This is a genomic window from Hyphomonas sp. FCG-A18, assembly GCF_045287255.1.
GTDB lineage: Bacteria > Pseudomonadota > Alphaproteobacteria > Caulobacterales > Hyphomonadaceae > Henriciella.
Window position 1 is genome coordinate 909,946 of the sequence record NZ_CP137142.1, and the last position, 25,290, is coordinate 935,235.

The following is a 25,290-nucleotide window of genomic DNA, read 5'->3' on the forward strand; positions in this document are numbered from 1 at the left end:
CATTAACACGAAGGACTGTCGCAGGAGAATGAGACGAAAGGTATACGCATTTCGCCCAAGGCCGCTTTAGCGCGAGGCCGCACGGATCAGGCGATCATTGATCGCTTCGCCTAGTCCATCCTCTGGAATTGGGGAGACTGCGATCCTGCTATGGGTTTGGTCAAGCTGACGCAGCATGAAGAACAGGTTGCTGGCCGCTTCGGCAAGGTTACCGCTCGGGGAAAGATTTAGCGTGGCCTTAACCGGACCAAACCCTAAAACGGCCTCATCGGCATCAGGGGCGGTCACGTTTAACCGCAACCGCGCTTTTGGGGCGTAGTGGCGCAGAAGTTGTCCAGGCGATACTGGAGCATCCGCATTGTTTTCCGGACGGACCAGCCCTGGCCAGATGGCTTCAATCTCTGCTGCTGACAAGCTGCCAGGGCGCAGTAAAGCCGGGTGGTGGCCGCGCGCATCAATGATGGTTGATTCAACGCCGCTTTCGCATGGGCCGCCATCCAGAATAAGATCCACGCGCTCCCCCATATCATTGGCAACATGATCGGCGCGTGTTGGGCTGATCTTGCCAGACGGATTGGCGGAAGGGGCGACCAGGGGGCCACCAAAAACGGTGAGAAGGGCTCGGGCTACGCCGTGGGCTGGGCAGCGCAGGGCAATTGAGTTGAGACCGGCGCGGGCAATATCACTGACCGTGGACGTGCCTTCAAGGTCTACCACCAGCGTCAGTGGACCGGGCCAAAACGCCTGCGCAAGGGCTGCGGCTTGTTTGGAAAATACGCCCTGCTTGCGCGCCATCTCCATATCGGCGACATGCGCGATCAGGGGATTAAACCGGGGGCGCCCTTTGGCTTCATACAAGCGGACAATTGCCTGCGCATTCGTTGCATCAGCAGCAAGTCCATAAACGGTTTCCGTGGGCATTGCGACCAACCCGCCAGCGCGCAGAATATTTGCGGCTTTGGCAATGTTTTCTGGTGTCGGTTGCAGGATAGGCGCGGTCATGGCCTGCCCTTAGCACCGCGCGCCGCACACGCCTAGTTTCTGCACTGTTAGCTGTCGTTTACGCAGTCTGTTCATAGGCCATCAACCTTAATGGCTTAGCCTATGACATTAACCAAATTGCCATAAGGCTGCCGCCTTTTCAGGAGACACAGCTTAGATGTCTGTTGCGCTTGCTTTCTTGTTTCCGCTCGTGACCGGATCCGGTCCGATGGATCAGGCTTTGCGCGCAACTGAAGCCCCGCCAACCCTGCGGGCTGCTTTCATGGTCGAGATGACGTCGGACACGGCACGACGCGTCTTGCGGTTTGATCCGCGCCTCCCCCCAAATGAACGTTGGCAACTGGTTGAAGCCAGTGGCGAAGATGGCGCATTGGATGATGCGGCTGCGGCCTGGGGTGCGGAAATCGCGCCGGATGGCCGCTTGTTTCCCGATGATTTGCGCGCGAGCCTGGGGCAGATGGTTGAGGTGGAAGACCTCGGTACAGCATGGCGCGTGCGGTTCGATCATGTCCCATCAGAGAATGATAGTGAGCTGGATGTCTGGGCGGTGCGCCAGCTTGAGGCCGAAGCCTGGCTGGAGCCGGTCGACGGGGCGTTCCTGCGCCTGAATTATGTTTTGCCCGCGCCTGTGCGCGGCCCGGATGGTGGGCGCCTGACCCGTTTCAAACAATCCTACTTGCTGGAGACCGATCCGGTCTGGGGTTTGAGTTATGTTTCACGGTATAGCCTGTCCTTTGAGGCCAAGGCCGCGTTTCGCACTATTCGCCGGGATTATGACGCGGTGATCAGCGACGCGACCTTCTTCTTTGCCAGCAGTGAAGCTGAGCGGCAATTTGTCGAAGCGCTGGAGGAAGGCACTGGTCTGGCGATCGCCGAGCGCTAAACTTGGCGTATGACGATTCACATGGTGAAGCTCTGCGTTGGCGCGGATGATATCAAGGACCTTCAGGACTGGCAGAACCGCTTGCTGAAAACGCATGAGCGCCCGTTTCACCAAACCCGTATGGTGCCCAAGCGTGGGGCTGAACTGGCTGATGGTGGCTCCATCTATTGGGTTATCAAAGGCTTGATTCAGGTCCGCCAACCTATCTTTGAGGTGCGGGAGATAACCGATCGCGGTGGCCGTAAAGCATGTGAGTTGATTTTTGATCCGCAACTTTTTCCGGTTGAGCCTATGCCGAAGCGGCCTTTTCAGGGCTGGCGTTACCTGAAACCGGAGGATGCACCTGCTGACTTGAAAGCAGGTAGCGGGACGATTGAGCTCCCTTCGGCCTTACGCGCACAGCTGCGCGAAGCCGGGGTCTGGTGAGGCTTAGCCAACCCAGACGGGTGGACGGCGATGCGTCCACGGAGCCGCGCGTTCGAGTTGGCCCGCCAGAGCATAAAGCAAGCGCTCCTGACCACATTTTGCCCCGAACATCATACCGAGTGGCAAATTGTCATCGGTCCAGTGCAGGGGGACCGACATGGCGGGTGATCCGATTTGATTGAACACAGCGCACCATGGCGCGAACGTTGTAACCGCCTCTCCATAGGCATCGAAATCGGTCGGGTTGAGCGAAAGGACGCCGAGCTTTTCAGGTTTGCGAGACAGGGTCGGGGACAGGGTGAGGTCAAACCCGCCAACATCCATGAAATGATCGAAGACAATCCCGGCGGTGATTGAAGCCTGATTGGCCTTCATCAACTCCGCCATTGGGATGGTGTTACCGAACTCCACAAAGCGCGCGGTGACGGGTTCCATATCGTCGGGGTCGAGTTTGCGGCCAAGCATTTCGCCGCGTATTTCCATGATCATCGCCATGGCGGCGCTGATCGTCATCATGATACCTTTACCAAGCGCTTCACCGTCAATCTGCGGGCCAGCCTCGACGACAGTGTGACCCAAGTCTTCAAGCAATTTACGTGTTGCATCTATTCCGGCTTGCGCATCGGCATCAGGCTGCGTGCCATTTGGTGCGGTGGTCCAGAGCGCGATCTTCAAGGGTCTTGGATCATTGTCTAGGGCGCTCAGGAAACTCGCCTCTGGTGGTGGGGCGACATAGCGCGATCCAGTTTCCGGGCCATGTGTGAGGTCAAGCAAGGCAGCGCTATCGCGCACGGAGCGGGAAACGACATGATTAACCGATTGGCCATTCCAGCCCTCGGTTGTGAGCGGCCCCGTGGGTGTGCGGCCGCGCGAGGGTTTCATTCCGAAAAGACCTGTACAGGCCGCTGGAATACGGATGGAGCCGCCACCATCGCTGGCATGGGCGACGGGGATAACCCCTGCCGCAACAGAGGCTGATGCGCCCCCGGATGAGCCGCCAGAGGTGCGGCTTGTGTCCCAGGGATTGCGTGTCTGCCCGAATAGCTGGCTCTCAGTAGTCGTGGTCAGACCGAACTCAGGCGTGGTGGTCTGACCAAAGAGGCTAAGACCTGCCTCGCGGTAACGGGTGGCCAATACGCCGTCATAATCAGGGCGGTTATCCTTAAAGGCTTTGGAGCCATTGGTGAGCGGGGCACCCTTGATGGCAACACCCAGATCCTTCACGGCAAAGGGCACACCCTTGAACGGACCATCCGGCAGGCCATCATCAATCGCCTCTTGTGCCATCTCAGGGAACAGAGCGGAGAAACAGTTCAGTTCGGCTTGAGCCTTTTCAGCACGTTGCATGGCGGCACTCAGAAGCTCACTTGGTGTGACCTGTTTCGTGCGAACCAGTTGTGCCAGTCCCAGCGCATCGTATTGATCGTACTCGTTCATATTGGTCTCCCGTAATTCTGAGAGAATGAGCGCAAATGACTCTGAAGGGAAGGGGAGGCGCAACCAGATTGATCACAAGTTGCCTCGGCAAAGTGTTGTTCTGCCTCTAGGTCAATTTGACCTATAGCGCTGCGATTGAATAATTACAAACTGGTGCATGTAAAGGAAATTGCATGCTTCGGCGTCTAAAAGCCCTCTTTCTCGCGAGCGCGTCAGGACTTGGCGTGACACTCGGTCTGGTGTTCGCCATGTCCCTGATGGTGTTTTATTTTGATCAGAATAGCTATGGTGAAGGGCGAGCTTTTGTTTCGGCTGGTCAGTTTTCCGTCACAATCACTATGTTGATGGGCATTCCATACATGTTTGGGGCGGTGATCTCGCTGCTCTCTGACCCTGACGGCGACAAGCCGTTTTCGCACAGCTTATCGACCACCTTTTACGTTTATCTCGGTTTGATGGCGATTGGTTTTCTTGTCTTGCGAGAGGCCGTGATATGCATGGTGATAGCTGCGCCGGTCCTGCTCCCGTTTGTGGCAATCGGCATTGCAAGCATGCGTTACTTTCTAGCGCGCAATATGAAGCGGGGCAGCGTTGCGCAGGGCAGTTTCCTTCTCCTGCCACTCGCGCTGCTGACATTTGAAGCGAGTGTTTCGCCGACGCCGGAGCGGGTTACTGTGCAACGCGAGATCGTCATTGACGCGCCGCCGGAAGTCGTCTGGCCGCTGCTTCTATCCATGCCAGACATCAACGAGGAAGAGGGGCATTGGACCTTTACCCAAAGCGTGATGGGGGTGCCAAGACCTGTTTCTGCAGAGGTGAAGGGCGAAGGAGTTGGGGCGGTTCGCGCAGCCTATTGGCAAAACCAGGTGTATTTTGAAGAGCACATTATCGAATGGGACGCTGGCCGCGCTATGCGTTGGAGCTTCGCTTTTCCCGATGACAGCGTCGCGCGCTACACCGATGCTAAGATCGGTCCCGATACTATACATATGCGCATTTTCGACGGTGGGTATCGGATTGAGCCAATGCATGACGGGCGTACACGCTTGATACTCGATACCCGCTATGATCTCAGCAATCATCTCTCGATATATGCGAAATTATGGGGTGAGGTGCTGCTCGGCGATATTCTCGGCAATGTCTTGGTGATCGTGAAGGATCGCGCTGAGGCGAGTAAGTCGTCGCCGCTTCAATAAAGCCTTTGAAATTCCGATGGTGAAATATCTGAGTCGGAAATTGTATTAGGCAAAGCCCCTGCCGGGGCAATCTTCGTCTAGTTTTGATCCTGTGGATCAAAACTTTCGCTCCGCGAACCGACTTCGATTACTCCGCCGCCTGTATGCCGTCATCCCCATCCAGCGCTTCCAGCATCGCGACGGCGCTGTCGGCGATGACAGTGCCCGGTGGGAAGATGGCGACGGCGCCAGCGGCGTAGAGCGCGTCAAAGTCCTGCGGCGGGATCACCCCGCCCACAATAATCTGCGTCGCCGCCGCGCCTTCATTGCCGAGGGCGCGTTTCAGCTCTGGCACGAGCGTCAGGTGCCCGGCGGCGAGCGATGAGGCTGCGACAATATCCACCCCAGCAGCGCGAGCATCCCGAGCAGCTTCTTCCGGCGTTTGGAAGAGGGGGCCGATTTCAACTTCCCAACCCAGATCCATCAGGGCCGAGGCGACGACTTTCTGGCCGCGATCATGGCCGTCCTGTCCCATTTTCGCGATATAGATTTTCGGCTTGCGGCCATTCTTGTTGATAAAGGCCTGCGCCATATCGGCGGCCTGTTTGGCGCGGTCATTGGTTTTGACGCCAGCGCCATAAACACCCTTGATCGAGCGGATCACCGCCTTGTGGCGGCCTTGGCTGCGTTCAACCGCTTCAGAGATTTCGCCGACCGTGGCCTTGGCGCGGGCAGCATCGACGGCGAGGGCCAGCAAGTTGCCTTCCGTGCCCGCAGCCGCTGTTGCGATGGCATCGAGTTTGGCATCGACTTCGGCCTGGCTGCGATCAGATTTCAGGCGCGCGAGCTTGTCGAGTTGCATACGGCGTACCGTGGCATTGTCGACCTTCAGAACCGGCACGTCCTCTTCCTCATCGAGGAGGAATTTATTTACGCCAACAACGGTTTGCTGGCCGCTATCGATGCGGGCCTGTGTATTGGCAGCGGCTTCTTCAATCCGCAGCTTCGGAATGCCTTCCTCGATCGCTTTGCGCATGCCGCCAAGCTTTTCGACTTCGGCAATATGCTCCAGCGCTTTAGCGGCGAGATCATGGGTCAGGCGCTCAACGTAGTAGGAGCCACCCCATGGGTCGATGGTCTGGGCCGCGCCACCTTCCTGTTGCAGGAAGAGCTGTGTATTTCGGGCGATCCGGGCCGAGAAATCGGTCGGCAGGGCGAGTGCCTCGTCAAATGCATTGGTGTGTAGACTCTGGGTCTGACCACCCGCCGCCGCGATGGCCTCCAGGCAGGTGCGTACGACATTATTGTAGACATCCTGCGCGGTGAGGGACCAGCCGGAGGTCTGGCTATGGGTGCGTAGGGAAATGGATTTGGCATTCTTCGGGTTGAACTCCTGACTGACCAGCTTGGCCCAGATCAGGCGTGCGGCGCGCATCTTGGCGACTTCCATGAACGTATTCATGCCGATGGCCCAGAAGAAGGACAGGCGCGGGGCAAACGCATCAACATCAAGGCCCGCGGCAACACCCGCGCGAATATATTCGATGCCATCGGCAAGCGTATAGGCGAGTTCAAGATCAGCCGTCGCACCGGCTTCCTGCATATGGTAGCCGGAGATCGAGATGGAGTTGAATTTCGGCATATTCTGCGAGGTGTAGGCGAAGATGTCCGAAATGATCCGCATGCTCGGTTTGGGCGGATAGATATAGGTGTTGCGCACCATGAACTCTTTCAGGATGTCGTTCTGAATGGTTCCGGCAAGTTTGTCCGGTGAAACGCCCTGCTCTTCAGCCGCAACAATGTAGAGCGCCAGAATGGGCAGGACTGCGCCATTCATCGTCATCGAGACCGACATCTTGTCGAGCGGGATGCCAGAGAACAGCGTGCGCATGTCATAGATGCTATCGATGGCGACGCCTGCCATGCCGACATCACCCGAGACGCGGACATGATCACTGTCATACCCGCGGTGGGTGGCGAGATCGAAGGCGACGGAGAGACCTTTCTGGCCCGCTGCGAGGTTACGGCGATAGAAGGCGTTGGAGTCCTCAGCCGTAGAGAAACCCGCATACTGGCGGATCGTCCACGGACGCTGGGTATACATGGTCGGGTAGGGGCCACGACCAAATGGCGCGAGGCCGGGATAATCATCAAGATAGTCGAGGCCCGCCGTATCCGCTGCGCTATAGGCGCTGGCGAGTTTGATGCCTTCCGGGGTATCCAGTGTGCGCTCGCGCGAGCTCGTGGTTGAGGTTGTCGGCGTGCCGAGGTCGAGTTTGGTGAAATCTGGGAACGTGGTCATTTTACTTTACTCCCTGCTCGGTCAGCGCCAGCGTGCATTCGTGCACCACGTCGCAGCCCATATAGATGTGACGATCGACGTCTTCTGTTTCATGTTTCCCTGCGAGCCAGAGAGTTAGAACTCCGGCTTCTTTGAGCGCTTTTGCGGCGGCTTCGGCCTCTTCGGTATAACGTGTATCGGCACCACACAGGACGGCGATACTGGCCCCGCTGGCGCGATAGGCGGCGGCGAGTTCGGCAGGGCTTTCTGGTGGGACAGGTGGGGATTTGGCCTCGATACCCCCAGCGGCAAACAGGTTGCGTGCGAAATCAGCGCGGGCGGTGTGTTCGGCAAGCGGGCCAAGCGTGGCAAGGAAGATGGCCGGGCGCGCACCTGTCTTTTCGAAGTGGGCTTCAGCGCGATCGCGCAGAGCTTCGAAGGGCGCAGCAATCTGGATCGACTTTAGGGGTACAGCAACCGTGTCTTCGCCTTTTGGAGCTTCATAGCCGGGCAAGAGCGCATTGAGCCCTGAGGCATCAACCCCGTCTTTCGGTGTGACTGGCCCCGGATCACCAATTGGGGCGGCGACGCCTTCCAGCAATGGGAACTCGCTGACCCCGGTTATGGGGACTTTTCGGTGGCCAACATCTTTCATCAGAGCGGCGAGAGACTCAGCGATGCGTTCCTGAAACGCGCCAGCAATCAGGCTCTCAGCCAGACCACCTTCGCTTTCAATAGTCTGGAATTCTGCCCAGGCCGCTTCGGCCATGTCACGGGCGAGGGTTTCGCTGAACCAGGCCCCGCCGGATGGATCGGCAACCCGGCCAAGGCCGCTTTCTTCCATCGCCATGATCTGCGTATTGCGCGCGATACGGCGACCAAGTTCTTCCGGCAGGCCCAGAGCCTCGTTGAACGGACGCACGGTGACAATGTCAGCTCCGCCAACGGCGCCTGCAAAACAGGAGGCGGTCCCGCGTAACATGTTTACCCAAGGGTCATAGCGCGTGAGCATGCGCGCGCTCGTGACCGCCTGAAGCCGCATTGGCTGGGCTTCAAGATCAAGAGCCTCGAGAACACGGACCCAGAGCTGACGCGCGGCGCGCAGCTTGGCGATGCCGAGACCGTAATTGCCATCAACATTCAGGGTGAACAGGATTTGACCCGCAGCGGCTTCCGGGGCGAGCCCGGCCTTATCGAGACGGCGCAATGTATCGAGGGCAGACGCGATTAGAGCGGCAAGTTCCTGAGCTTCAGTACCGCCGGCTTCGTGCACGGGCCGCGCATCGGCGCGAAGGACGGTGGCGAGGGGGAATTTCGCAGTAAGGGTTTTGGTGAGCGCGGCGGTTTTGTCAAAGACAGCATCAAGGCCGCCACCGAGTTTGCCTGTCCGCATCAAAGTGCCGACAGGATCTATATTAAAAGCGAGTTTTGCGGTTTTGGCATCGCCTGCCTGTTCAGCCCAAACCGCGAGCAAGGCTGCGAGGCTGGCGCCTGTGCCTGCGCCGCAATGATCCAGCGCGATCGTCGCAATGTCTGCGCGTACGCCTTTGAGAGCGGTTGTCAGCGCCTCGCTGTCACAGAGCTGTATGCCAGACTGGCCTGAACAGTCATGGGCAAGCTCAATGCTGGAAACGCCGCGTTCAAGATCGCGCAGGATTTCGGCATTGGTCGCGACGGGATCAGGATGGGTAAAGCGCTGGCGAATATCCCATTGCAGATATGGATCAGGCTCAGCTTTCGCACCGCGCAAGTATGGCGCAGCCCCAAGCTGACCCAAAGGATTTGCTGCACTGCGGAAATCCGTTTCACGATACAAGGGTTTGATCGGCAGACCATCCCGTGTGCGTCGTGTGATCTTCTCAATCCCGCCACCTTTCAAGGCTTTTTCGACGGCGGCGAGCCAATCTGTTTCGGTCGCCTCATCAAAGCCAGTGGAGAGGGAAAGGAGATCATCTGCCATCGGAATACCTGCTTCTTCATCTTTTTTCAGTGTGCAATGACGCAGTGCGGCAAAGAGGGCAAGAGGTTACGTTAAAGAAGTGGGGCTTGCACCCTTTCCAGCATCGTTCTAGCCCGGCACAATGACTCAGCCTGCAAACCGTTTTGATTTCCTGCGTCTGGTGTTTGCCTGCGGGGTCTTTCTCTATCACGCGGTTGTGCTGGCATCACTGGATGTCGGCGGGGTTTGGGAAGCCCGGCTCGCGGTGTTGGCCGAGACCTGCATTCAGGGTTTCTTTATCGTGTCCGGCGCGCTGGTGTACGGCTCATGGGAGCGCTCGCAAGGGCTGTCAGACTATGCTGGAAAGCGCGTGCGGCGGCTCTATCCGGCTTATCTGGTGATCATTCTGGTGCCTGCCGCGATCGGTTTGGCTCTTAGTTTTGATTTTGGGGCTGTGGGCCGTTATCTGGCAGCGAACCTGGTTTTCCTGAATTTTCTGGAACCAAACCTGCCTGGGGTATTTGCAGAGAACCGCTTCACCGAAGTGAATGGAGCATTGTGGACTCTGAAAATTGAGGTCCTGTTCTATATGTGTGTGCCGATACTGGCCTTCATCCTGACGGGCATGAAGCGGCTATGGTGGCTTGGCCTTGCGGTCTTGTATTTTGGCGGTGTCGTCTGGGCCTTGAGTGTTCCGCAGCTTATTGAGGGCTTCCTCGGTGAACGGATTGCGCGTCAGCTACCGGGGCAGATGGCTTATTTTGCCAGTGGTATGGTGCTGTGGCGGTTTTGGGATTGGGCGAAAGCGCAATCTGGATTGCTTTTGCTGATTGGTAGTTTGGTGACGTTGGTCTCTTTCTTTATCCCGTTTGGTGAAGTGTTTCGCGCGGCGGGATTGGCTGCCTTGATCGCCGGTATTGCTTTCATGCCGGGTCCGGCTTTGAACGCTGCGCGCTGGGGGGATGTCAGCTATGGGGTTTATATCGTCCACTTCCCAATCTTGCAGACCATGGTCGCGTTTGGAGTGTTTACGCAACTCGGCGCAGTGGGCGGATTTGCAGCGGCAACAGTGCTGGTCTTCGGGCTTTCCTATGGGCTATGGTGGCTGATAGAGAAACCAGCGCTGAGACCCGATAGCCATTACAGGCAGGTCAGCAAGACGGAGTAACAGGCCATGGCCGAATATGAGACAATTACCCTTGATGCGACGCCCGGCGGCGTGGCCATCCTGACGTTGAATCGGCCAGAGCGTCGTAATGCGTTTAATGGGCAGGTGATTGGTGAGCTTACTGATGCGCTGGAAACGATTGAAGAGCAGGACGGCCTGCGCCTGGTCATCCTGCGTGGGGCCGGGGATGTGTTTTCGGCTGGGGCGGACCTGAAATGGATGGAAGCGGCGCAGGACTGGACCCGCGAGGATAATGAAGAAGATGCCATGGCGCTCGCGGTGATGCTGAAGAAGCTCGCCAACCTGCCGCAAATGACGCTGGCTTTGGTACAGGGCGCAGCCATGGGCGGAGGAGCCGGATTGGTGGCAGCCTGTGATGTGGCTGTGGCGATGTCCGGGACGAAGTTCTCTTTCAGTGAGGTCAAGCTGGGCCTGACGCCAGCGACGATTTCACCATTCGTGATTGAAGCCATTGGACCGCGCTGGGCAAAGGCTCTGTTTGTTACGGCTGAAGTCTTTGATGCCGGGTTCGCCGAGAAGATCGGCCTGGTCCAGTATACAGTTGATGACAGTCAGGCGATGACGGAGATGGAAGAATATCTGGCGGGTCTCGCTATGGCGGCGGCACCGGGCGCGGTACATGATGCCAAGCGCCTGGTTGCTGATTTTTCTGGCGCCCCAATTACGGATGCGCTCAGCCGGGAAAGCGCCAAGCGGATTGCCGCGCGCCGGGTTTCCGATGAAGGCCGTGAGGGCCTTTCAGCGTTTCTTGAGAAACGCAAACCAAACTGGACGACATAGACAGCAATTGACGATATCGGGGGCGCGCGTTAGCTCGCTCCCAGTACCGAACTGGAAGATTGACCATGACTGTAAAGCCGGATTTCAATGCCCCCGAAGTGATCTTTGTTGAGGAGCGCAAGGTTGCCTGTGATGGCGGTGGCGGTGCGCTGGGGCACCCGATCACGTGGTATGAGATGGGTGATGATGACATGGTCGAATGCAAGTATTGCGACCGCCGCTTCATCTTGAAAGGCGGCAAGGCCGACCCGAGCGCTTAGTCGGCCTTATTTCTTGATTTCACATTTAGTCTGCGGCTGAACGCACAAGATCCTGATAGACCAATGTGGTGAAGCGTGGCTCTGTCATGAAGCTACTCGCCCAGTCCTCCACCCATGGGGTGAGCGGGGCGGCATCCAGCGTTTCATCAAGGGTTTTACCCGCATCGACTTCAACCTTTACAGCGGCGACCACGCTATCCAGCATATCCAATGTGGCGGCGAAATCAGCCTTGGTGGCAAGCCCGCCATGGCCGGGAATGATGCGCGTCTCTGCATTGGCGAGATCGCTCATGGTCTGCGTCGCAGCGATAAAACCAGCGAATGTTCCACCAGATGTGATGTCAACAAATGGGAAGCTACCATTGAACATCAGGTCACCGGTGTGAATGACATTGGCTTCCTCAAAATGGATGAACGTGTCGCCATCGGTATGCGCGGTTGGGGCGTGGATGAGGCGAATGGTTTGGCCGTTCAGATAAAGCGTCATCTGATCATTGAATGTGATAACGGGCCAGGCTTCGGGCGGGCTTGCTTTAGTGGTGATTTCCTGCCCACCAAACCATTCGCGTGTGACATCAACGGTGACGCGATCACGAACGCCCTGATGGGCAATGATGGTTGCGCCAGCGCCATTGATGGCTGCGTTGCCACCGACATGATCCCCATGCCAGTGCGTGTTGACGAGAAAGCGCGGCTTGTCCTCAGCGATTGCATCGATCGCGTCCAGAATGCCCGGGGCCATGTCGGCATACTGGCTATCAATCACGAAGACGCCGTCTTCGCCGGCCAGAACGCCAATATTTCCCCCGCGCCCCTGTAGCATGTAGAGACCATCGCCGAGATCGGTTGTCACAACGGCCACAGGTTGGGCTTGCTGGTTAACTGGCAAATGTACACCATGGGCCGTAGCCGCAGGTAAAAGGGCAAGGCCGATGGCCGTTGCTAAAAGGGTCTGGCGGATCATGTGAAAACTCTCCCGATCTGTTTCCAGACAGGATTTAGAGGGCTTACACCAGATGGCCAGTCACGATCACGTTTACAGGCTTAAGCGGCTGTTTGAGTCAGCGCCTTTTCGCAAATGATCGCGGCAATGGCGTTGCGGTCTTCAGCATTGCGCAGGCGGTCACGCAGGTCCGCCTGACGGAAGGTGCGGCTGACCTGAGCGAGGGCGCGCAAATGGTCTGCGCCTGAGCCGTGTGGAGCCAGAAGCATGAAAATCAGGTCACAAGGACGACCATCAATGGAGTCGAAATCAACACCATCCGTGAGACGAACAAAGCCGCCAACGGCTTTCTCAATCCCTTCAATGCGGGCATGGGGAATGGCTACGCCTTCCCCCACACCTGTAGAGCCGAGGCTCTCGCGTTCCATAACGGCGTCAAATACATCCCGTCCTTCAATGCCCAGCGTGTCAGCCAAGGCATTTGCCAGCGTGCAAAGAATTTCTTTGCGGCTGTCACTCGATTGAATGTCGAGGATTATGCCACCCGTCAGAAGGCCGCTAAGATCAGTCGTCATTTTATGACCTGTTGGTTCAGCTTGCTGCCGAATGACCTGAAGGGTCGACCCAGCCAATATTCCCATCTTCACGGCGATACACCATGTTCAGGGCGCCGTGTTTCACATTTCGAAACAAAACGGCAGGGGTTTCTGACAGTTCAAGCTGCATTACAGCCTCTGAAACAGACATGGTTTTCACGTCCGAAGCCGATTCTGCGATGATCAGAGGAGCATCCCCGGCATCTTCGGTTGCTTCAGCTTCACCAGAGCCTTTCAGGATTGAAAAGGCGGCCGGTTCACTCGGCATCGGTGTACGCTTGTGATGATCTTTGAGTTTGCGGTGATAGCGCCGCACACGCTTCTCCATCTTGTCGAGCGCCTCTTCAAAAGAGGCATACGGATCATTGGCTGACCCGGACGACTGGAGCACAATTCCTGAAGGTAAGTGGACCGTGCAGTCGCTGAGAACCTCGTGACCGCGTTTTTCAACGGTCACAGTCGCATCAAAGCTACGGTCGAAATATTTATGAACAGCAGACTCAAGTCCGTCTTCGATGCGCTCACTGAGCGCTTGACCGACGTCCATGTGCCGTCCTGCAATTTGAATTGTCACGGATGACCTCCGTTGGTTTGTATGTCCAGTATATCGGACGAAGTGAGATTTACGAGCCTCACAGGGCTAATTTCGGTGGATAATCAGGTGATTGCAAGCCCTGCGACCAAATGTGATTAGGTTTTAATCGCGCAGCAGTTCGTTAATGCCTGTCTTTGCGCGTGTTCGCTCGTCTACTGTTTTAACAATTACAGCACAGGCGAGAGATGGGCCGCCATTCGGATCGGGTAAAGTGCCCGGAACGACGACGGAATAGGGCGGGACTTTGCCGTAGGAAATGGCCCCGGTGGCGCGGTCCACAATTTTGGTGGATTGGGTGATAAAGACGCCCATCGCGATCACAGAGCCTTTGCCAACGATGACGCCTTCGACGACTTCTGAGCGCGCGCCGATAAAACAATCATCTTCAATAATCGTTGGGTTCGCCTGTAGGGGCTCCAACACGCCGCCAATCCCGGTTCCAGCAGAGATATGGCAGTTCTTGCCAACCTGTGCGCAGGAGCCGACAGAAGCCCAGGTGTCGATCATTGTCCCTTCGCCGACATAAGCGCCGATATTGGTGTAGGAAGGCATCAGGATCGCGCCGGGTGCGATATAGGCCCCGCGACGCACGGCCGCGGGCGGAACCGCGCGGAAACCAGCGGCTTCAAACTCACTTGCGCCCCAACCTTCAAACTTGCTGGGCACCTTGTCCCACCATGTGCCGCGATGGCCAGGGCCGCCGTCCATGATGGTGTTTGGGTTCAGGCGGAAGCTGAGCAGAACGGCCTTCTTGAGCCATTGATTGACGTGCCACTCGCCCGGTGTTGCTGTTGGCTCAGCTACGCGGGCTTCGCCGCTATCAAGCAGATCAAGGGCAGCATCGACAGCTTCGCGGATTTCCCCTTGTGTTTCCGTGCTGATATCGGCGCGGTTGTCCCAGGCACTATCAATCAAGGCGGCGAGGCGGTCAGTCATTGGCGTCTCTTTTCAGGTTTTCAGGCGGTCAGGCCCTGTAGAAATTGGGTTAGGTTGCCGGTCACATAGTCAATGTGATCGGGTCGGTCATCCCCTGATGCAGCAGGACGGGCATTTTCTGGTTCATGGCTCCAATCTTTTTCGGAATGAACCAGGACTGTTGAGAAGCCCATCGCATGGGCAGGGGCAAGATTGCGCGCGAGGTCTTCAAAGAAGACAGCGCGGTCCGGAGCGAAGCCGAACCGCTCCAGAAAAGCATCATAGGAGGATTGGTTTGGCTTCGGCGTATAATCGCTGTCCTCAATGGCGAACTGGCCATCAAAGATACCCGACAGGCCCATATAATCCGTCACGCGCTCAGCATGGCGACGGGAACCGTTTGTGTAGATGTATTTCTGACCGGGCAGGGCCTTCAGCGCTGCAGCGAGATCGGGCGTCTGGGGCAGAGGAGAGAGATCAATTTCATGCACATGGGCGAGGAAATCAGCCGGGTCCATACCGTGCAGGCTCATCAAGCCGTTCAAGGTTGTGCCATGTTCGGCATAGTATTGTTTCTGAACCTTGCGGGCCTCGACCTTATCCATGCGCAGGAAGCGGGCGACAAAGTCGGTCATCCGCTGGTCAATCTCAGCGAAGAGATCACATTCGGCGGGGTAGAGCGTGTTATCGAGGTCAAAGACCCAGACATTGCGGGTTTGCAGGGCTTCAAATGGCATTCTCGACCCTATTGCACACGCACGGGATCACCGAAATCCCGGTCAAAGAATTCAAACACCAGTTTGCGGTTTTCAGGGGCTGGGGTCGCTACGAATTGCCCGGTCCGGAAAGCGGCAGCTTCACATTCGGTTCGTCCGGTAATGGCAAACTTGGAGCGTGAGACACAGAAAGGATCATTGCCCCGGCGTAGCGTGCGGATGGTGCCATCCTCCATCTCCATCTCTGCATAAGCAAAATGTTCAGCCTGCAAGAGCGGGTCATCGATAACGCGGGCGCATCCTCCGGCCTCAAGCAGCCACCAGCCGCGGCTTTCCCAGCCCTCACCGCGCCGACGCGCCATGGCGCTCCAGATCCGGTTCTCGGTGCGGTTACAGAAAGTCAGGCCGACATTACGCGAGCGCTCAATCGCGGCCTGTTCCAGGATGTCCACGAGGTCTGTGTCGGATGTTCGGGCATCGAGCCCTTTGCTAACGAGAAAGTCGCCAATCGCGCGGCGCGTCCGAGGGCCAAGATTGCCATCAATATTGCCCGTAAAAATGCCCGCATCATAAAGCAGGCGCTGCACTCCAGCGGCTTCAGACTCTTGTAGGCTTAACTCCTCTGTCTCTGTGAAAGAGGTGCGCCAGCGCGTCCGGTTTTCTATCAGGACAGGCTGGAACCCTTCAGACACCAGACCCATAACACTGCACTCTGGGATGGTTTCGATCGAGAAGCTGCCTGTTGGATCGACGCAGAGTGGAAACTCGCCGCGCCATGTCTTTGGTCCGCCGCGATGTGCGGTTGAGGAGCGGCCATAAAGGTAGTGAATGCCCGGTGTCAGGGGGCCATTCTGCACGATCTCGCAGGCGCCGGGGCGTAAGCGGGTCCAGCCGCTGACAACAATGCCCGTGTCTTCAAATCGGGCGGTTGCCGTTTCGATAATATAGCTGGTCTCGTTACACACGCTCCAGCCTGTATCCTCCTGCTGAGCACTAGCTTTGGCATATAGCGCCGTCGCGAAGGCTAGAAGTGTGCTGAGGAGAAGAAATCTAGTAAATAATTGTACCTGCGCCATGCTCGGTAAACAGCTCCATGAGGAGGGCATGCCGTGCACGCCCGTCGAGAATGACCGCCCCGCCGACACCCTTTGTGACAGCATTCGCCGCGGTTTCAAGCTTGGGAATCATTCCACCGATTACGGTTCCGTCATCTATCAGGCCTTGAATGCTGCGATGATCAATCTCGCGGATCAGAGTTTTGGCCTTATCGAGAACACCAACAATGTCTGTAAGCAGGAGCAAACGCTTGGCTCCAAGCGCTGCAGCTACCGCTCCGGCAGCGGTATCTGCGTTGACATTGTAACGTCGACCATCGCTGCCAACGCCCACAGGAGCGATGACCGGGATAATGTCAGCTTCGGCCTGCATCAGCGTGTTCAGAACCGTGACATCAACATTTTCCGGCTCACCGACAAAACCGAGATCAATGACCTGCTCAACATGGCTGCCGGGATCGCGGCTGGTTTTGGTGGCGCGGCGCACCCGCATCAGATCGCCATCTGAACCCGACAGGCCAACAGCCCGTCCACCGGCACTATTGATCGCACGAACGATGGATTTGTTGATCGGTCCTGACAGAACCATCTCAACCGCTTCCATGGTTGCATCATCGGTCACCCGCAGGCCGTCACGGAATTCAGACTGTATGCCGAGACGCTCCAGAAGTTTCGCAATCTGTGGTCCGCCACCGTGCACAATGACGGGATTAAGCCCGAGATGTTTGAGCAGCACGACATCGCGTGCAAAAGCCGCCGAGAGGTCCTCATCCACCATGGCATGGCCACCATATTTGATGACCACAGTCTGGCGATCATAGCGCTGAATGTAGGGCAAAGCCTCAGATAATGTGGCAGCCGTCAGCTGGGCTTGGGATTGAGATGTCTCGGTCATGGCAGTGCCTTAACGGGATTTGGAGGCGTTTTGAAAGGCTCTATAGGTCAAGAGTCATAAACAGACTATAAGGATCAGCTTTATACTCGCCGAACGGACCGCATTCGACAAATCCATAAGCCTCATAAAGGCGGACTGCGGGCCTGAAGCCCTGTTCGGAACCGGTTTCCAAACTCAGGCGCTTATAGCCACGCTCGCGCGCAATCTTCAGAATGTGCTCCAGCATCTTACGGCCTAAACCAGCGCCACGTTTTGAGGCCAGGGTATGCATGGATTTGATCTCACCATGCGTCTGGTCAATTTGCTTCAGAGCACCGCAGCCAACCAGCGTTTCCCCTTCACGAATTTGCCAGACGGTGATGTCATCTCCTTTCAGGCCATCAATCGGCAGGAAGTGACAGCTTCCCGGCGGGGAGATGGAGAGCATCAACGTGGCATGGGTGTCGATAAGCGCGATAAAGTCCGCATCATCGAGATTGGCAGGAGAAATCACAGCGTGCTTTTGGGTCATACTTTGTCCGTATGCCGCATGACCAAGAAAAGCAAAACCCTCGACCACTGGTGCGGTCGAGGGCGATTAGAGTATGCTTGGTTTTCAAGCAGGCTTATTAGAAGTCTGCGGTAAACCGGATGCCGTAGAATTGTGGTTTCCCGGCAATAAAGGTCGGGATACCGAACGCATCGCCGGTATTTCCGGCATCAATCAAGTACTCTTCATCAAAGGCATTGTTGATGTAAGCACTGACAGAGTAGCGGTCTGTAATTGCCAGATTAACGTTAAAGTTGATCAGGGCATAGCCATCCTGACTGATCGCTTCGCGCTCTGAATTGTCAAAATAGACTTTTGACTGCCAGGTCACATTTGGAACCAAAGTGAGTTCACCAATCGGCGTATCAAAACGCGCTCGCGCGGCGATCGAGGCGGTATGGTCCGGTGACAAACGCAGACGGTTGCCCGCAAACGGGCCACCGTCGTCTTTAAACCGAGTTTCGTTCCAGCCATAAGTGGCAGTGACGTCAAACATCTCGTTCGGGGTATAGAAGATCTCGATTTCTGCCCCATTTGACTCTGCATCACCCGCATTGACCGGCTGCAACAGGCCCTGATCATCAACGATTGTGTCCTGAAAGTCTTTATAGTCATAACGATAGACAGACGCGTTCACATTCAGGCTGCCATCGAGATAAATCCCTTTGATGCCTGCTTCGATAGCGTCGACAAGCTCAGCATCAAGTGTTGTGAAGCCCGCTTGTGGGGTTCCTGCAGAAGCGGTCAGAACTTCCGGTCGACGTCCGCGAGAGACATTGGCAAACAGGTTCACATTATCTGAGAGCTCCAGCTTACCCGCGAGGCGGAAGGTCAGGTCATCAAACTCATCGCTGGCTTCAATCAGGCCATTCGCATCAGCGTCTGGTAGACCAGCCGTTGGCTGAACAAAGATACCAGCAAAGGTAAGATTGCTTGGTCCTTCGGGAAGTTCAACGATTAGGCCGGATGTCTTTTCATCCCAAGTGTAGCGCAAACCACCCGTCAGCTCGAAGCCACCGCCCATGTCGACGCTGACATCGCCAAAAATCTCGTATGAGGTTGTTTCGCCAAAGTTGGTGAAAATCTCATTGTGGATTGGCTTAAGCGGTAAACCGCCAGCGAGTGGGTTAAGATTGATTGCCGGCAGACTATCAATGTCGGGGACATTTGGTGGAACGAGGAAGCCCCCCAGCAGAGCTTGGACGGCGCGTTCGTCATAAGAGAGCGGGACAGCCTGACTGCCGTCTTCATCGAAGTAGTTGGCGCCCACGAAACCGCGAATGGATTCGTTATAGTCAAAGTTCAAACGCAATTCCTGACTGAATTGCTCGCCTTCGGCATCTTCAACGAAAGCAAAGACTGGCAGGCCAAAGCCATCAGGATCGAAGACTTCATAGCTTTCGAACTCGCGGTAGCCGGTGATTGAGGTCAGGCTGAGGCTGTCATTGATCTGATAGTCTGCGAGGGCTGTGAGACCCCAGACTTCACGGTCGAGGCCGAGATCGCCATCGACGAAATCACCAAAGCTGTTGAGATTGGCGGGCTCCCAGGCTTCGCGGGATGCGCCGGGGAGCGGATCAAAAGCCCCGGATTTGAAGCTGGTGCCGCTTGGGTTGTCTTCCTGATAGTTTGCGATCAGGTCGAGAGAGAAGTCTGCATTAGGGGTGAAGCTTAGGCTACCCCGAATGGCTTTCATATCCTGGCTGTTAAAGTCTTCTTCGTTCGGGTTCAGGCTTTCAACATAGCCATCGCGCTCGCGCAGGCGGGCAGATAAACGGAAAGCGAGCATGTCATCCACAAGCGGCCCGGTAATGAAACCCTCGGCAAACTTCTCATTCTCATTCCCGATGCCCACACTGGCACTGGCCGCGAAATCAAATTGCGGCTTGGCTTGAATAATGTTCACACCGCCGATCAGAGCGCCGCGCCCAAACAGGGTTGGTTGTGGGCCTTTAGCGACCTCAACGCGCTCAATGTCAAAAAGCTCAACGACAGAGCCGCGAGAGCGAGAGATGGAAACCCCATCCTGAAAAACCGCGATACGGGGTTCGATATTGGACTCGCCGCTGTCTGAGGTCAGACCGCGGATCACAAATCCTGGATTATTCGGGCTTTGCTCTTGAACTTCAAAACCGGGAATGAAGCGGGCGAGTTCATCAAATTCAGCAAGGCCAAGGTCAGATAGTGTTTCGCCATCAATTGAGCTGACCGCAACCGGGACATCGATCAGGGCTTGTTCGCGCTTCTGGACCGTCACGGTGACAACGTCTTGGCGAAGCTCTTCGCTTTCGGCGTTGTCTTGAGCGGTCGCGGGTAAGGCCAATGCGGCGAGGCAAAGCGCTGATGCGCTGAGGGTGAGGGATCGTTGCATGGGTCGTGCTCCATTCTTGCGTAATGGGAGCGCGTTACGGTGTTTGTGCTACAGTATGGCGACGGTTTTGTTGCCATCTCATGACATTGAGCGGTTCGGTTCAATCTGTTGTGAAACGGTAACAGGTTAACGTGATCTGTGAGATTTTTTGGTCATCCTCAACAGATATCAATGCGTGTCAGGCATAAGCAGAAAAAAGACATCAACCTTCGTGGCGGTACAAGATTCAAGGAGAGGCCTTTGCCTTCCAAGACGTTTCCGATTGAGAAAATTCCAGCTCTTCCACGGGAGTCTGTCGGCGCCGATGTGATCCAGTTGTTTACTGACTATCCGGCCATTCCCGGACTGGCGGTTGTCGATGAAGCGGGACGCCCGATTGCCTACATTAATCGCCACGCCTTCATGACGAAATTCACCAGCCTTTATGGGCGCGCTTTGTATGAAAAGCGTCCAGCCGAAACGCTCGCGTCCCAGGATTACCGGACGGTCTCTCTGGACGATGATCTTGAAGCGGTAGCAAGCCTTGAGCGCCGGGATGAACAGATGACCGGGGACACTGGTTTGATCGTGATTGACCAGAACGGTCTCTATCACGGCATGACGAGCGCCTTTGCCTTGATGACGGTTCTATTGTCAGAGAACGAAACGTTGGTTGCAGAACTGCGACGTGAGGTGGCTGAACGCGAAGCTGTCGAGAAACAAATGCGATTGCTCGCCGAAACAGACGCGCTTACCGGGCTGTTTAATCGCCGTCGTTTCCTTCAAGCTCTGCTCGAAAAGGTTGAACGGAATGAGCCATTTGTCATTATCTATACCGATCTGGATCGGTTCAAACAGGTCAACGACAATTATGGGCATGCGGCCGGGGATGTCGTTTTAAAGGTTGTGGCCGAGCGTCTGCTCGATTTTAAGAGCGCGAGTGTTTGCGCCCGTCTGGGCGGGGATGAGTTTGCACTGGTTTGCGAGGACTTCGTCGATAATGCCATGCTGGATGTGCTTCTAAAGACACTAAACCACCATATCTGCGCGCCGATTAAGAGCGAGTATGGCCTTCTTGAGGTTGGTGCCTCGTTTGGAACGGCGCGTTATCCTGAAGAGTTTACAACCGTTAGCGCCCTGATCGAAGCGGCGGATAAGCGCATGCTGCGGGCGAAGGTTGGCCCAGGGCGGCGACAGAGTGATCGGCGCGAAACTCATGCGGATCGTCACCTAAAGGCGGTTTAGAGCTCAATTTGCACACGGCTTGTTATGTGTTTGCGAGACGCCCGATCTCAGCTCTCAGTTCGGCAATGCCAAAGCCCTTTTCAGAAGAGGTCACCCGAACGACCGGGTGTGCAGCGCCATGGGTCTTCAGGGCGCTTTCAACCTTGGCTTTGACCTTGGCCAGTTCGCTGGCTTTGATCTTGTCGGACTTTGTCAGAACGACTTGATAGATCACAGCAGCCGTATCGAGCATGGCCATAGTTTCGAGATCGGTATCCATAAGGCCACGGCGACTGTCGACCAGCAGGAAGACTCGCTGCAGATTCGCCCGGCCCTGTAGATAGCGCTTGGTCAGGCGGGTCCATTTCGCAGCCTGCGTTTTGGAGACTTTGGCATAGCCAAAGCCGGGCAAATCCACGACCCAGAGGCGATCCGGTCCGAGATTGAAATAGTTTAGTTCCCGCGTCTTGCCGGGCTCTGCTGAAGAGCGGGCGAGGTTCTTGCGATTCAAGAGCGCATTGATCAGGCTCGACTTGCCAACATTGGAGCGTCCGGCAAAAGCGATTTCCGGGCGATCCATTGCCGGAAGCTGATGCAGGTCCGCAGCGCCGAGGATAAACTCAACCGGAGACAGACAGAGCTTGCGCCCGGCTTCAAGCGCCTCATCAGAGAATTCGGGCGGCTGTTCGCTCATGTTTTACTCTGCGGGCTTGTCGCTACTTCGCCCGAGTAATCGCCCGACCAGTTTATCGAGTTCGGTCTCCACCCCGTTTCGTCGCATGATGTAATATTGCTGGATCAGGGACAGGATGTTGGACCAGACCCAGTAGAGCACGAGGCCAGCAGCAAAGCCGCCAAACACGAACATGAAGACAAAAGGCAGGGCCATCATGATTGTACGCTGGGTTGGATCAGGCGGCGGTGGTGACAGGGCCTGAATACCCGCCATGGTCACACCATACAGGATGGGCAGGATACCAATACCAATGATGAAGCCGAGGATCGGGATGGCTTTCACGTCAGCCGCAGCCCATGGCAAGAGACCAAACAGGTTGCCGATTGCGGTCGGATCTGGTGCCGACAGGTCGTTGATGAACCAGAACGGCGTGTGGCGCATCTCAATCGTGACATACAGAGTCTTATAGAGTGCGAAGAAGATCGGAATGGTCAACAGGATTGGAACACAACCAGCCAGAGGGTTGGCCTTTTCGCGCTGATAAAGTTTCATCACTTCTTGCTGGCGACGTTGTGGGTCGCCTTTGAAGCGTTCCTGAATTTCCTTCATCGGCTCGGCCAGTTTCTTCATCTTGGCCATGGATTTGTAGGATTGGTTGTAAAGCGGCACGAGCGGCAGCTTAACCAGAACCACAAGCGCAATCAGCGCCCAGCCGAAAGAGCCAACGATACCGTTCAGCCAATCGAGCACCCAGAACAGACCTTTGGTGAGGTAATAGAGGATATTCCCCCAATCGATAGAATCACCAAAGCGCGGGATGCCAGCCTCCTGATAGGCGTTGACGACATCGTACTCCTTGGCCCCCGCAAAGACCTGATTGGTCACGGTCTGTGATTGACCGGGCGCGAGCGTTACGGGTGCAGATTGCAGAACGACTTCGAGATGGGTTTCCGGGCTGCGCACACGGGCGCGGAAGCCGTCGCCCTGTTGTGGGATCAGCGCCGCCATCCAGTACATGTCGGTCAAACCAAGCCAGCCGCCAGTTTCGGAAGAGCGAATACCGTCCTCGGCTTTCTTGATGCCTTTGCCGCTCTTGAGATTCTTGTAGTTGCGCCAGGTCAGGGCACTATCAAAACTGCCGATCAGCCCCTGATGTGCGAGACCCATCTTACGGGAGGAGCCGGGGTCTGTGGCTTCAAGGAATTCTTTCCAGGGACCATAGCGGCGCACAGAACCGATCGGGATCAGGGTCCGGTCAGCGCTGCCCGTATTGGTGATCGTGTCCGTGTAGGAGAACATATAGTTCTCATCGACGCTGATGGTGCGTTGGAACCGCAGGCCGTCTTTTTCCAACACCAGAGATGTTGCATTGTCACCGCCAAAGGCTTCTTCGGTTGCTGTCCACGTGTCCGTATAGCCCGCAATTGCATTGCGCCCTTCAAACCAGTTCCAGCCGACCGTATAGCCACTGGGCGCATTGGCCGGGCGTAGAAGACGCAGTTCTTCCGTGCGCTCAACCGTCTTATAGTGATCCTTCAGATTGAGATCATCGATCACCGCGCCGCGAAGATTGATCGAACCGTCCACGCGCTGGGCATCAAATGTCACCCGTGTGGCTCCGGTCAGGGCTTCTTCGACGCTGACAACTTCAGGCACCAAAGCCGCGTCTGGGCTGATCACATCCGGGGCCTCTGCGGCTTGTTCCGCGGCGGCGGCTTCACGCGCCTCGCGGTCACGTTCAGCGGCTGGACCAAGGACAAGCGCCTGATAGCCGAAGATGAAGACGACCATCAGCACCATCGCAATAATGAAGTTGCGCTGGTCTTTTGGGTCCATGCCGTTTTGCTGCTGCATCATGGGCAGTGTTTCCTGAAATGCAAAAGGGGGTCAGGTCGGACCTGCCCCCGAGAGAATTTGATCGCTGACGCTTATCAGCGCGCTTTCCATATCGTCAAGCAAGCGCTGCCAGCCAATGGTCGCAGTTTGCTGTCTTGCGATGAAGACGTAATCGATACCGGAGTGGCCATGTTTGGCTAGAAGTTGGTGCGCGGCTTCACGTAAACGACGTTTGGAACGATTGCGGATGACGGCGTTGCCGACTTTCTTTGTCGCGGTAAAGCCCGCGCCTATGTGTGAGTGATCATCGCGGCGTTTACGGGCTTGTATGACAAGGCTTTTTCGGCGTTCTGTCACACCATTGCGGACATATAAAAACTGGGGCCGTGCTTTCAAACGCACGACCCCAGTCTGATTCTGTAAGTTTTGCTCGCCCATGGGATAGTCCCGGCGCTCGTCAGCCTTTAGGCAGAGAGTTCCTTGCGGCCTTTTGCACGGCGACGGGCAAGAACCTTGCGACCGTTCTTGGTTGCCATACGGCTACGAAAGCCGTGGGTGCGGGCACGTTTCAGGCGACTTGGCTGGAATGTACGTTTCATCTGGCTCACGCCTTCTAAACTTGGGGTTATCTCGAAAGCGGGGCTAATACGGATAAGCAACACGCGCGTCAAGGTCAGTCTGTCGCGAAAAACAGGTCAAATGCTGTTCACGCAGAGGTGAGCGGGCGAGACGGGACTGTGAAGCGACTTATATACCCTTCTTCCATAGATAGAGCGCAAGACGATTAAAGGACGACCCTCATGATCCGCAGCGCACTGACATCTGCAATTGCCCTTGGCGCACTCTCAGGAGGCGCTTTGGCCGAAGAGACTGACTTTCACGCCCGTTGGGACGCGTTGCTGAGTACATATGTGGTTGAAAGCGCCGATGGTGTGAACCGTTTCGATTATGGCGGTTTGAAAGACAATGCTGAAGATGCGGCTTCTCTGGCCGCTTACATCGAAAGTTATGCGGATGCGGATTTCGATTCTTTGACGAAAGATCAGCAATTTGCCGCTTATGCCAATGCTTATAACGCGCTGACTATTCAGCACATGATTGAACGCTATCCGGTCAAATCGATCCGCACCGGCTATATCGTTGGTCCGTGGAAGCGGGTTAAGATGGTGATTGATGGCCGAGAGCTATCACTTGATGCGATTGAGCATGATATCCTGCGCGAAGACTGGGACGAGCCGCGTGTCCACTATGCGGTGAACTGCGCCTCAATTGGCTGTCCAAACCTGCAAGACCGAGCCTGGCGCGCGGAAACACTGGATGAAGATCTGACATCGGCGGCGATTGAGTACGTCAATCATCCACGCGGGGTGAGTGTGCGTGCTAGAGGTGGGCTGCAGGTTTCAACGATCTATAAGTGGTTTCGTGATGATTTTGGCGGGAATGAGCAGGGCGTTATTGATCACCTTCTACAATATGCAGAACCAGAGCTTGCTGAACAGATTCGGGCCAATGCAGATATCAAGAAACATGATTATGACTGGGCGCTAAACGATGTCGAATAGCGTACCGAGCGAGATGACGAGGACAA

The 25,290-nt window shown here is 56.1% G+C and carries 25 protein-coding genes; 8 read left to right on the forward strand and 17 right to left on the reverse strand.

Annotated elements, in window-relative coordinates; translation table 11 throughout:
* Positions 1 to 66: 66 nt before the first annotated feature.
* The gene (locus tag RYZ27_RS04475; protein WP_406681165.1) at positions 67 to 1,002 is read right to left on the reverse strand and encodes an L-threonylcarbamoyladenylate synthase; all 936 of its coding nucleotides are present in this window, start codon (positions 1,000 to 1,002) and stop codon (positions 67 to 69) included.
* A gap of 157 nt (positions 1,003 to 1,159) precedes the next feature.
* Between RYZ27_RS04475 and RYZ27_RS04480 the strand changes: the two genes are divergently transcribed.
* Both RYZ27_RS04480 and RYZ27_RS04485 read left to right on the forward strand, forming a co-directional pair.
* Positions 1,160 to 1,885, forward strand: coding sequence for a hypothetical protein (locus RYZ27_RS04480; RefSeq protein ID WP_406681166.1), 726 nt, complete (start codon positions 1,160 to 1,162; stop codon positions 1,883 to 1,885).
* A gap of 9 nt (positions 1,886 to 1,894) precedes the next feature.
* Positions 1,895 to 2,311, forward strand: a complete 417-nt coding sequence (locus tag RYZ27_RS04485; protein ID WP_406681167.1) for a DUF1489 family protein — start codon at positions 1,895 to 1,897, stop codon at positions 2,309 to 2,311.
* A gap of 3 nt (positions 2,312 to 2,314) precedes the next feature.
* On the opposite strand, the gene RYZ27_RS04490 is transcribed toward RYZ27_RS04485, so the two are convergent.
* Positions 2,315 to 3,748, reverse strand: a complete 1,434-nt coding sequence (locus tag RYZ27_RS04490; protein WP_406681168.1) for an amidase — start codon at positions 3,746 to 3,748, stop codon at positions 2,315 to 2,317.
* Positions 3,749 to 3,921: 173 nt separating this feature from the next.
* Here RYZ27_RS04490 and RYZ27_RS04495 point away from each other — a divergent pair, with 173 nt between their 5' ends.
* Positions 3,922 to 4,944 (forward strand): SRPBCC family protein, encoded by a 1,023-nt coding sequence (locus RYZ27_RS04495; protein WP_406681169.1) that lies wholly within the window; start codon positions 3,922 to 3,924, stop codon positions 4,942 to 4,944.
* Positions 4,945 to 5,071: 127 nt separating this feature from the next.
* Here the strand turns inward: RYZ27_RS04495 and scpA are convergent, their stop codons facing one another.
* The gene (gene scpA, locus RYZ27_RS04500) at positions 5,072 to 7,225 is read right to left on the reverse strand and encodes a methylmalonyl-CoA mutase (protein ID WP_406681170.1); all 2,154 of its coding nucleotides are present in this window, start codon (positions 7,223 to 7,225) and stop codon (positions 5,072 to 5,074) included.
* A gap of 1 nt (position 7,226) precedes the next feature.
* Positions 7,227 to 9,164, reverse strand: coding sequence for a methylmalonyl-CoA mutase family protein (locus RYZ27_RS04505; RefSeq protein WP_406681171.1), 1,938 nt, complete (start codon positions 9,162 to 9,164; stop codon positions 7,227 to 7,229).
* A 121-nt stretch (positions 9,165 to 9,285) separates the two neighbouring features.
* On the opposite strand from RYZ27_RS04505, the gene RYZ27_RS04510 reads away from it, so the two are divergent.
* From RYZ27_RS04510 to RYZ27_RS04520, 3 genes are all read left to right on the forward strand, one after another.
* The gene (locus RYZ27_RS04510; protein ID WP_406681172.1) at positions 9,286 to 10,311 is read left to right on the forward strand and encodes an acyltransferase family protein; all 1,026 of its coding nucleotides are present in this window, start codon (positions 9,286 to 9,288) and stop codon (positions 10,309 to 10,311) included.
* Positions 10,312 to 10,317: 6 nt separating this feature from the next.
* A complete protein-coding gene (locus RYZ27_RS04515; RefSeq protein WP_406681173.1) occupies positions 10,318 to 11,112 on the forward strand; it encodes an enoyl-CoA hydratase-related protein in 795 nt (264 codons plus the stop codon).
* Positions 11,113 to 11,177: 65 nt separating this feature from the next.
* On the forward strand, positions 11,178 to 11,372 hold the full coding sequence (locus RYZ27_RS04520) for a zinc-finger domain-containing protein (RefSeq protein WP_406681174.1): 195 nt from the start codon (positions 11,178 to 11,180) through the stop codon (positions 11,370 to 11,372).
* 25 nt (positions 11,373 to 11,397) lie between these two features.
* Here the strand turns inward: RYZ27_RS04520 and RYZ27_RS04525 are convergent, their stop codons facing one another.
* From RYZ27_RS04525 to RYZ27_RS04565, 9 genes are all read right to left on the reverse strand, one after another.
* Positions 11,398 to 12,336, reverse strand: coding sequence for an MBL fold metallo-hydrolase (locus RYZ27_RS04525; RefSeq protein WP_406681175.1), 939 nt, complete (start codon positions 12,334 to 12,336; stop codon positions 11,398 to 11,400).
* 80 nt (positions 12,337 to 12,416) lie between these two features.
* Complete coding sequence (locus RYZ27_RS04530) at positions 12,417 to 12,890, reverse strand: PTS sugar transporter subunit IIA (RefSeq protein ID WP_406681176.1); 474 nt, start codon at positions 12,888 to 12,890, stop codon at positions 12,417 to 12,419.
* Positions 12,891 to 12,906: 16 nt separating this feature from the next.
* On the reverse strand, positions 12,907 to 13,458 hold the full coding sequence (gene hpf, locus RYZ27_RS04535; protein ID WP_406681177.1) for a ribosome hibernation-promoting factor, HPF/YfiA family: 552 nt from the start codon (positions 13,456 to 13,458) through the stop codon (positions 12,907 to 12,909).
* Positions 13,459 to 13,608: 150 nt separating this feature from the next.
* A complete protein-coding gene (gene dapD, locus RYZ27_RS04540) occupies positions 13,609 to 14,442 on the reverse strand; it encodes a 2,3,4,5-tetrahydropyridine-2,6-dicarboxylate N-succinyltransferase (RefSeq protein ID WP_406681178.1) in 834 nt (277 codons plus the stop codon).
* Between the two features lie 20 nt (positions 14,443 to 14,462).
* Positions 14,463 to 15,158, reverse strand: coding sequence for a pyrimidine 5'-nucleotidase (locus RYZ27_RS04545; protein WP_406681179.1), 696 nt, complete (start codon positions 15,156 to 15,158; stop codon positions 14,463 to 14,465).
* Positions 15,159 to 15,166: 8 nt separating this feature from the next.
* A complete protein-coding gene (locus RYZ27_RS04550) occupies positions 15,167 to 16,102 on the reverse strand; it encodes a DUF1036 domain-containing protein (protein ID WP_406681180.1) in 936 nt (311 codons plus the stop codon).
* Positions 16,103 to 16,187: 85 nt separating this feature from the next.
* Positions 16,188 to 17,087, reverse strand: coding sequence for an acetylglutamate kinase (argB, locus tag RYZ27_RS04555; protein ID WP_406681181.1), 900 nt, complete (start codon positions 17,085 to 17,087; stop codon positions 16,188 to 16,190).
* Between the two features lie 40 nt (positions 17,088 to 17,127).
* Positions 17,128 to 17,598 (reverse strand): GNAT family N-acetyltransferase, encoded by a 471-nt coding sequence (locus RYZ27_RS04560; protein ID WP_406681182.1) that lies wholly within the window; start codon positions 17,596 to 17,598, stop codon positions 17,128 to 17,130.
* A gap of 97 nt (positions 17,599 to 17,695) precedes the next feature.
* Positions 17,696 to 19,987, reverse strand: coding sequence for a TonB-dependent receptor (locus RYZ27_RS04565; protein ID WP_406681183.1), 2,292 nt, complete (start codon positions 19,985 to 19,987; stop codon positions 17,696 to 17,698).
* A gap of 240 nt (positions 19,988 to 20,227) precedes the next feature.
* Between RYZ27_RS04565 and RYZ27_RS04570 the strand changes: the two genes are divergently transcribed.
* Positions 20,228 to 21,211, forward strand: a complete 984-nt coding sequence (locus tag RYZ27_RS04570) for a diguanylate cyclase domain-containing protein (RefSeq protein WP_406681184.1) — start codon at positions 20,228 to 20,230, stop codon at positions 21,209 to 21,211.
* A gap of 22 nt (positions 21,212 to 21,233) precedes the next feature.
* Here the strand turns inward: RYZ27_RS04570 and yihA are convergent, their stop codons facing one another.
* Genes yihA through rpmH form a run of 4 tightly spaced genes read right to left on the reverse strand, consistent with a single transcriptional unit; the run spans position 21,234 to position 24,301 of the window.
* Positions 21,234 to 21,884: a ribosome biogenesis GTP-binding protein YihA/YsxC gene (gene yihA, locus RYZ27_RS04575; protein ID WP_406681185.1), complete on the reverse strand. Its 651-nt coding sequence runs from the start codon at positions 21,882 to 21,884 to the stop codon at positions 21,234 to 21,236.
* A gap of 3 nt (positions 21,885 to 21,887) precedes the next feature.
* On the reverse strand, positions 21,888 to 23,723 hold the full coding sequence (gene yidC, locus RYZ27_RS04580; RefSeq protein ID WP_406681186.1) for a membrane protein insertase YidC: 1,836 nt from the start codon (positions 23,721 to 23,723) through the stop codon (positions 21,888 to 21,890).
* Positions 23,724 to 23,753: 30 nt separating this feature from the next.
* Positions 23,754 to 24,140, reverse strand: coding sequence for a ribonuclease P protein component (gene rnpA, locus RYZ27_RS04585; protein ID WP_406681187.1), 387 nt, complete (start codon positions 24,138 to 24,140; stop codon positions 23,754 to 23,756).
* A gap of 26 nt (positions 24,141 to 24,166) precedes the next feature.
* Entirely contained in the window at positions 24,167 to 24,301 is a 135-nt protein-coding gene (rpmH, locus tag RYZ27_RS04590) for a 50S ribosomal protein L34 (RefSeq protein ID WP_406681188.1), read from the reverse strand.
* 201 nt (positions 24,302 to 24,502) lie between these two features.
* Here rpmH and RYZ27_RS04595 point away from each other — a divergent pair, with 201 nt between their 5' ends.
* Positions 24,503 to 25,264 (forward strand): DUF547 domain-containing protein, encoded by a 762-nt coding sequence (locus RYZ27_RS04595; protein WP_406681189.1) that lies wholly within the window; start codon positions 24,503 to 24,505, stop codon positions 25,262 to 25,264.
* The last annotated feature ends 26 nt before the right edge of the window (positions 25,265 to 25,290 follow it).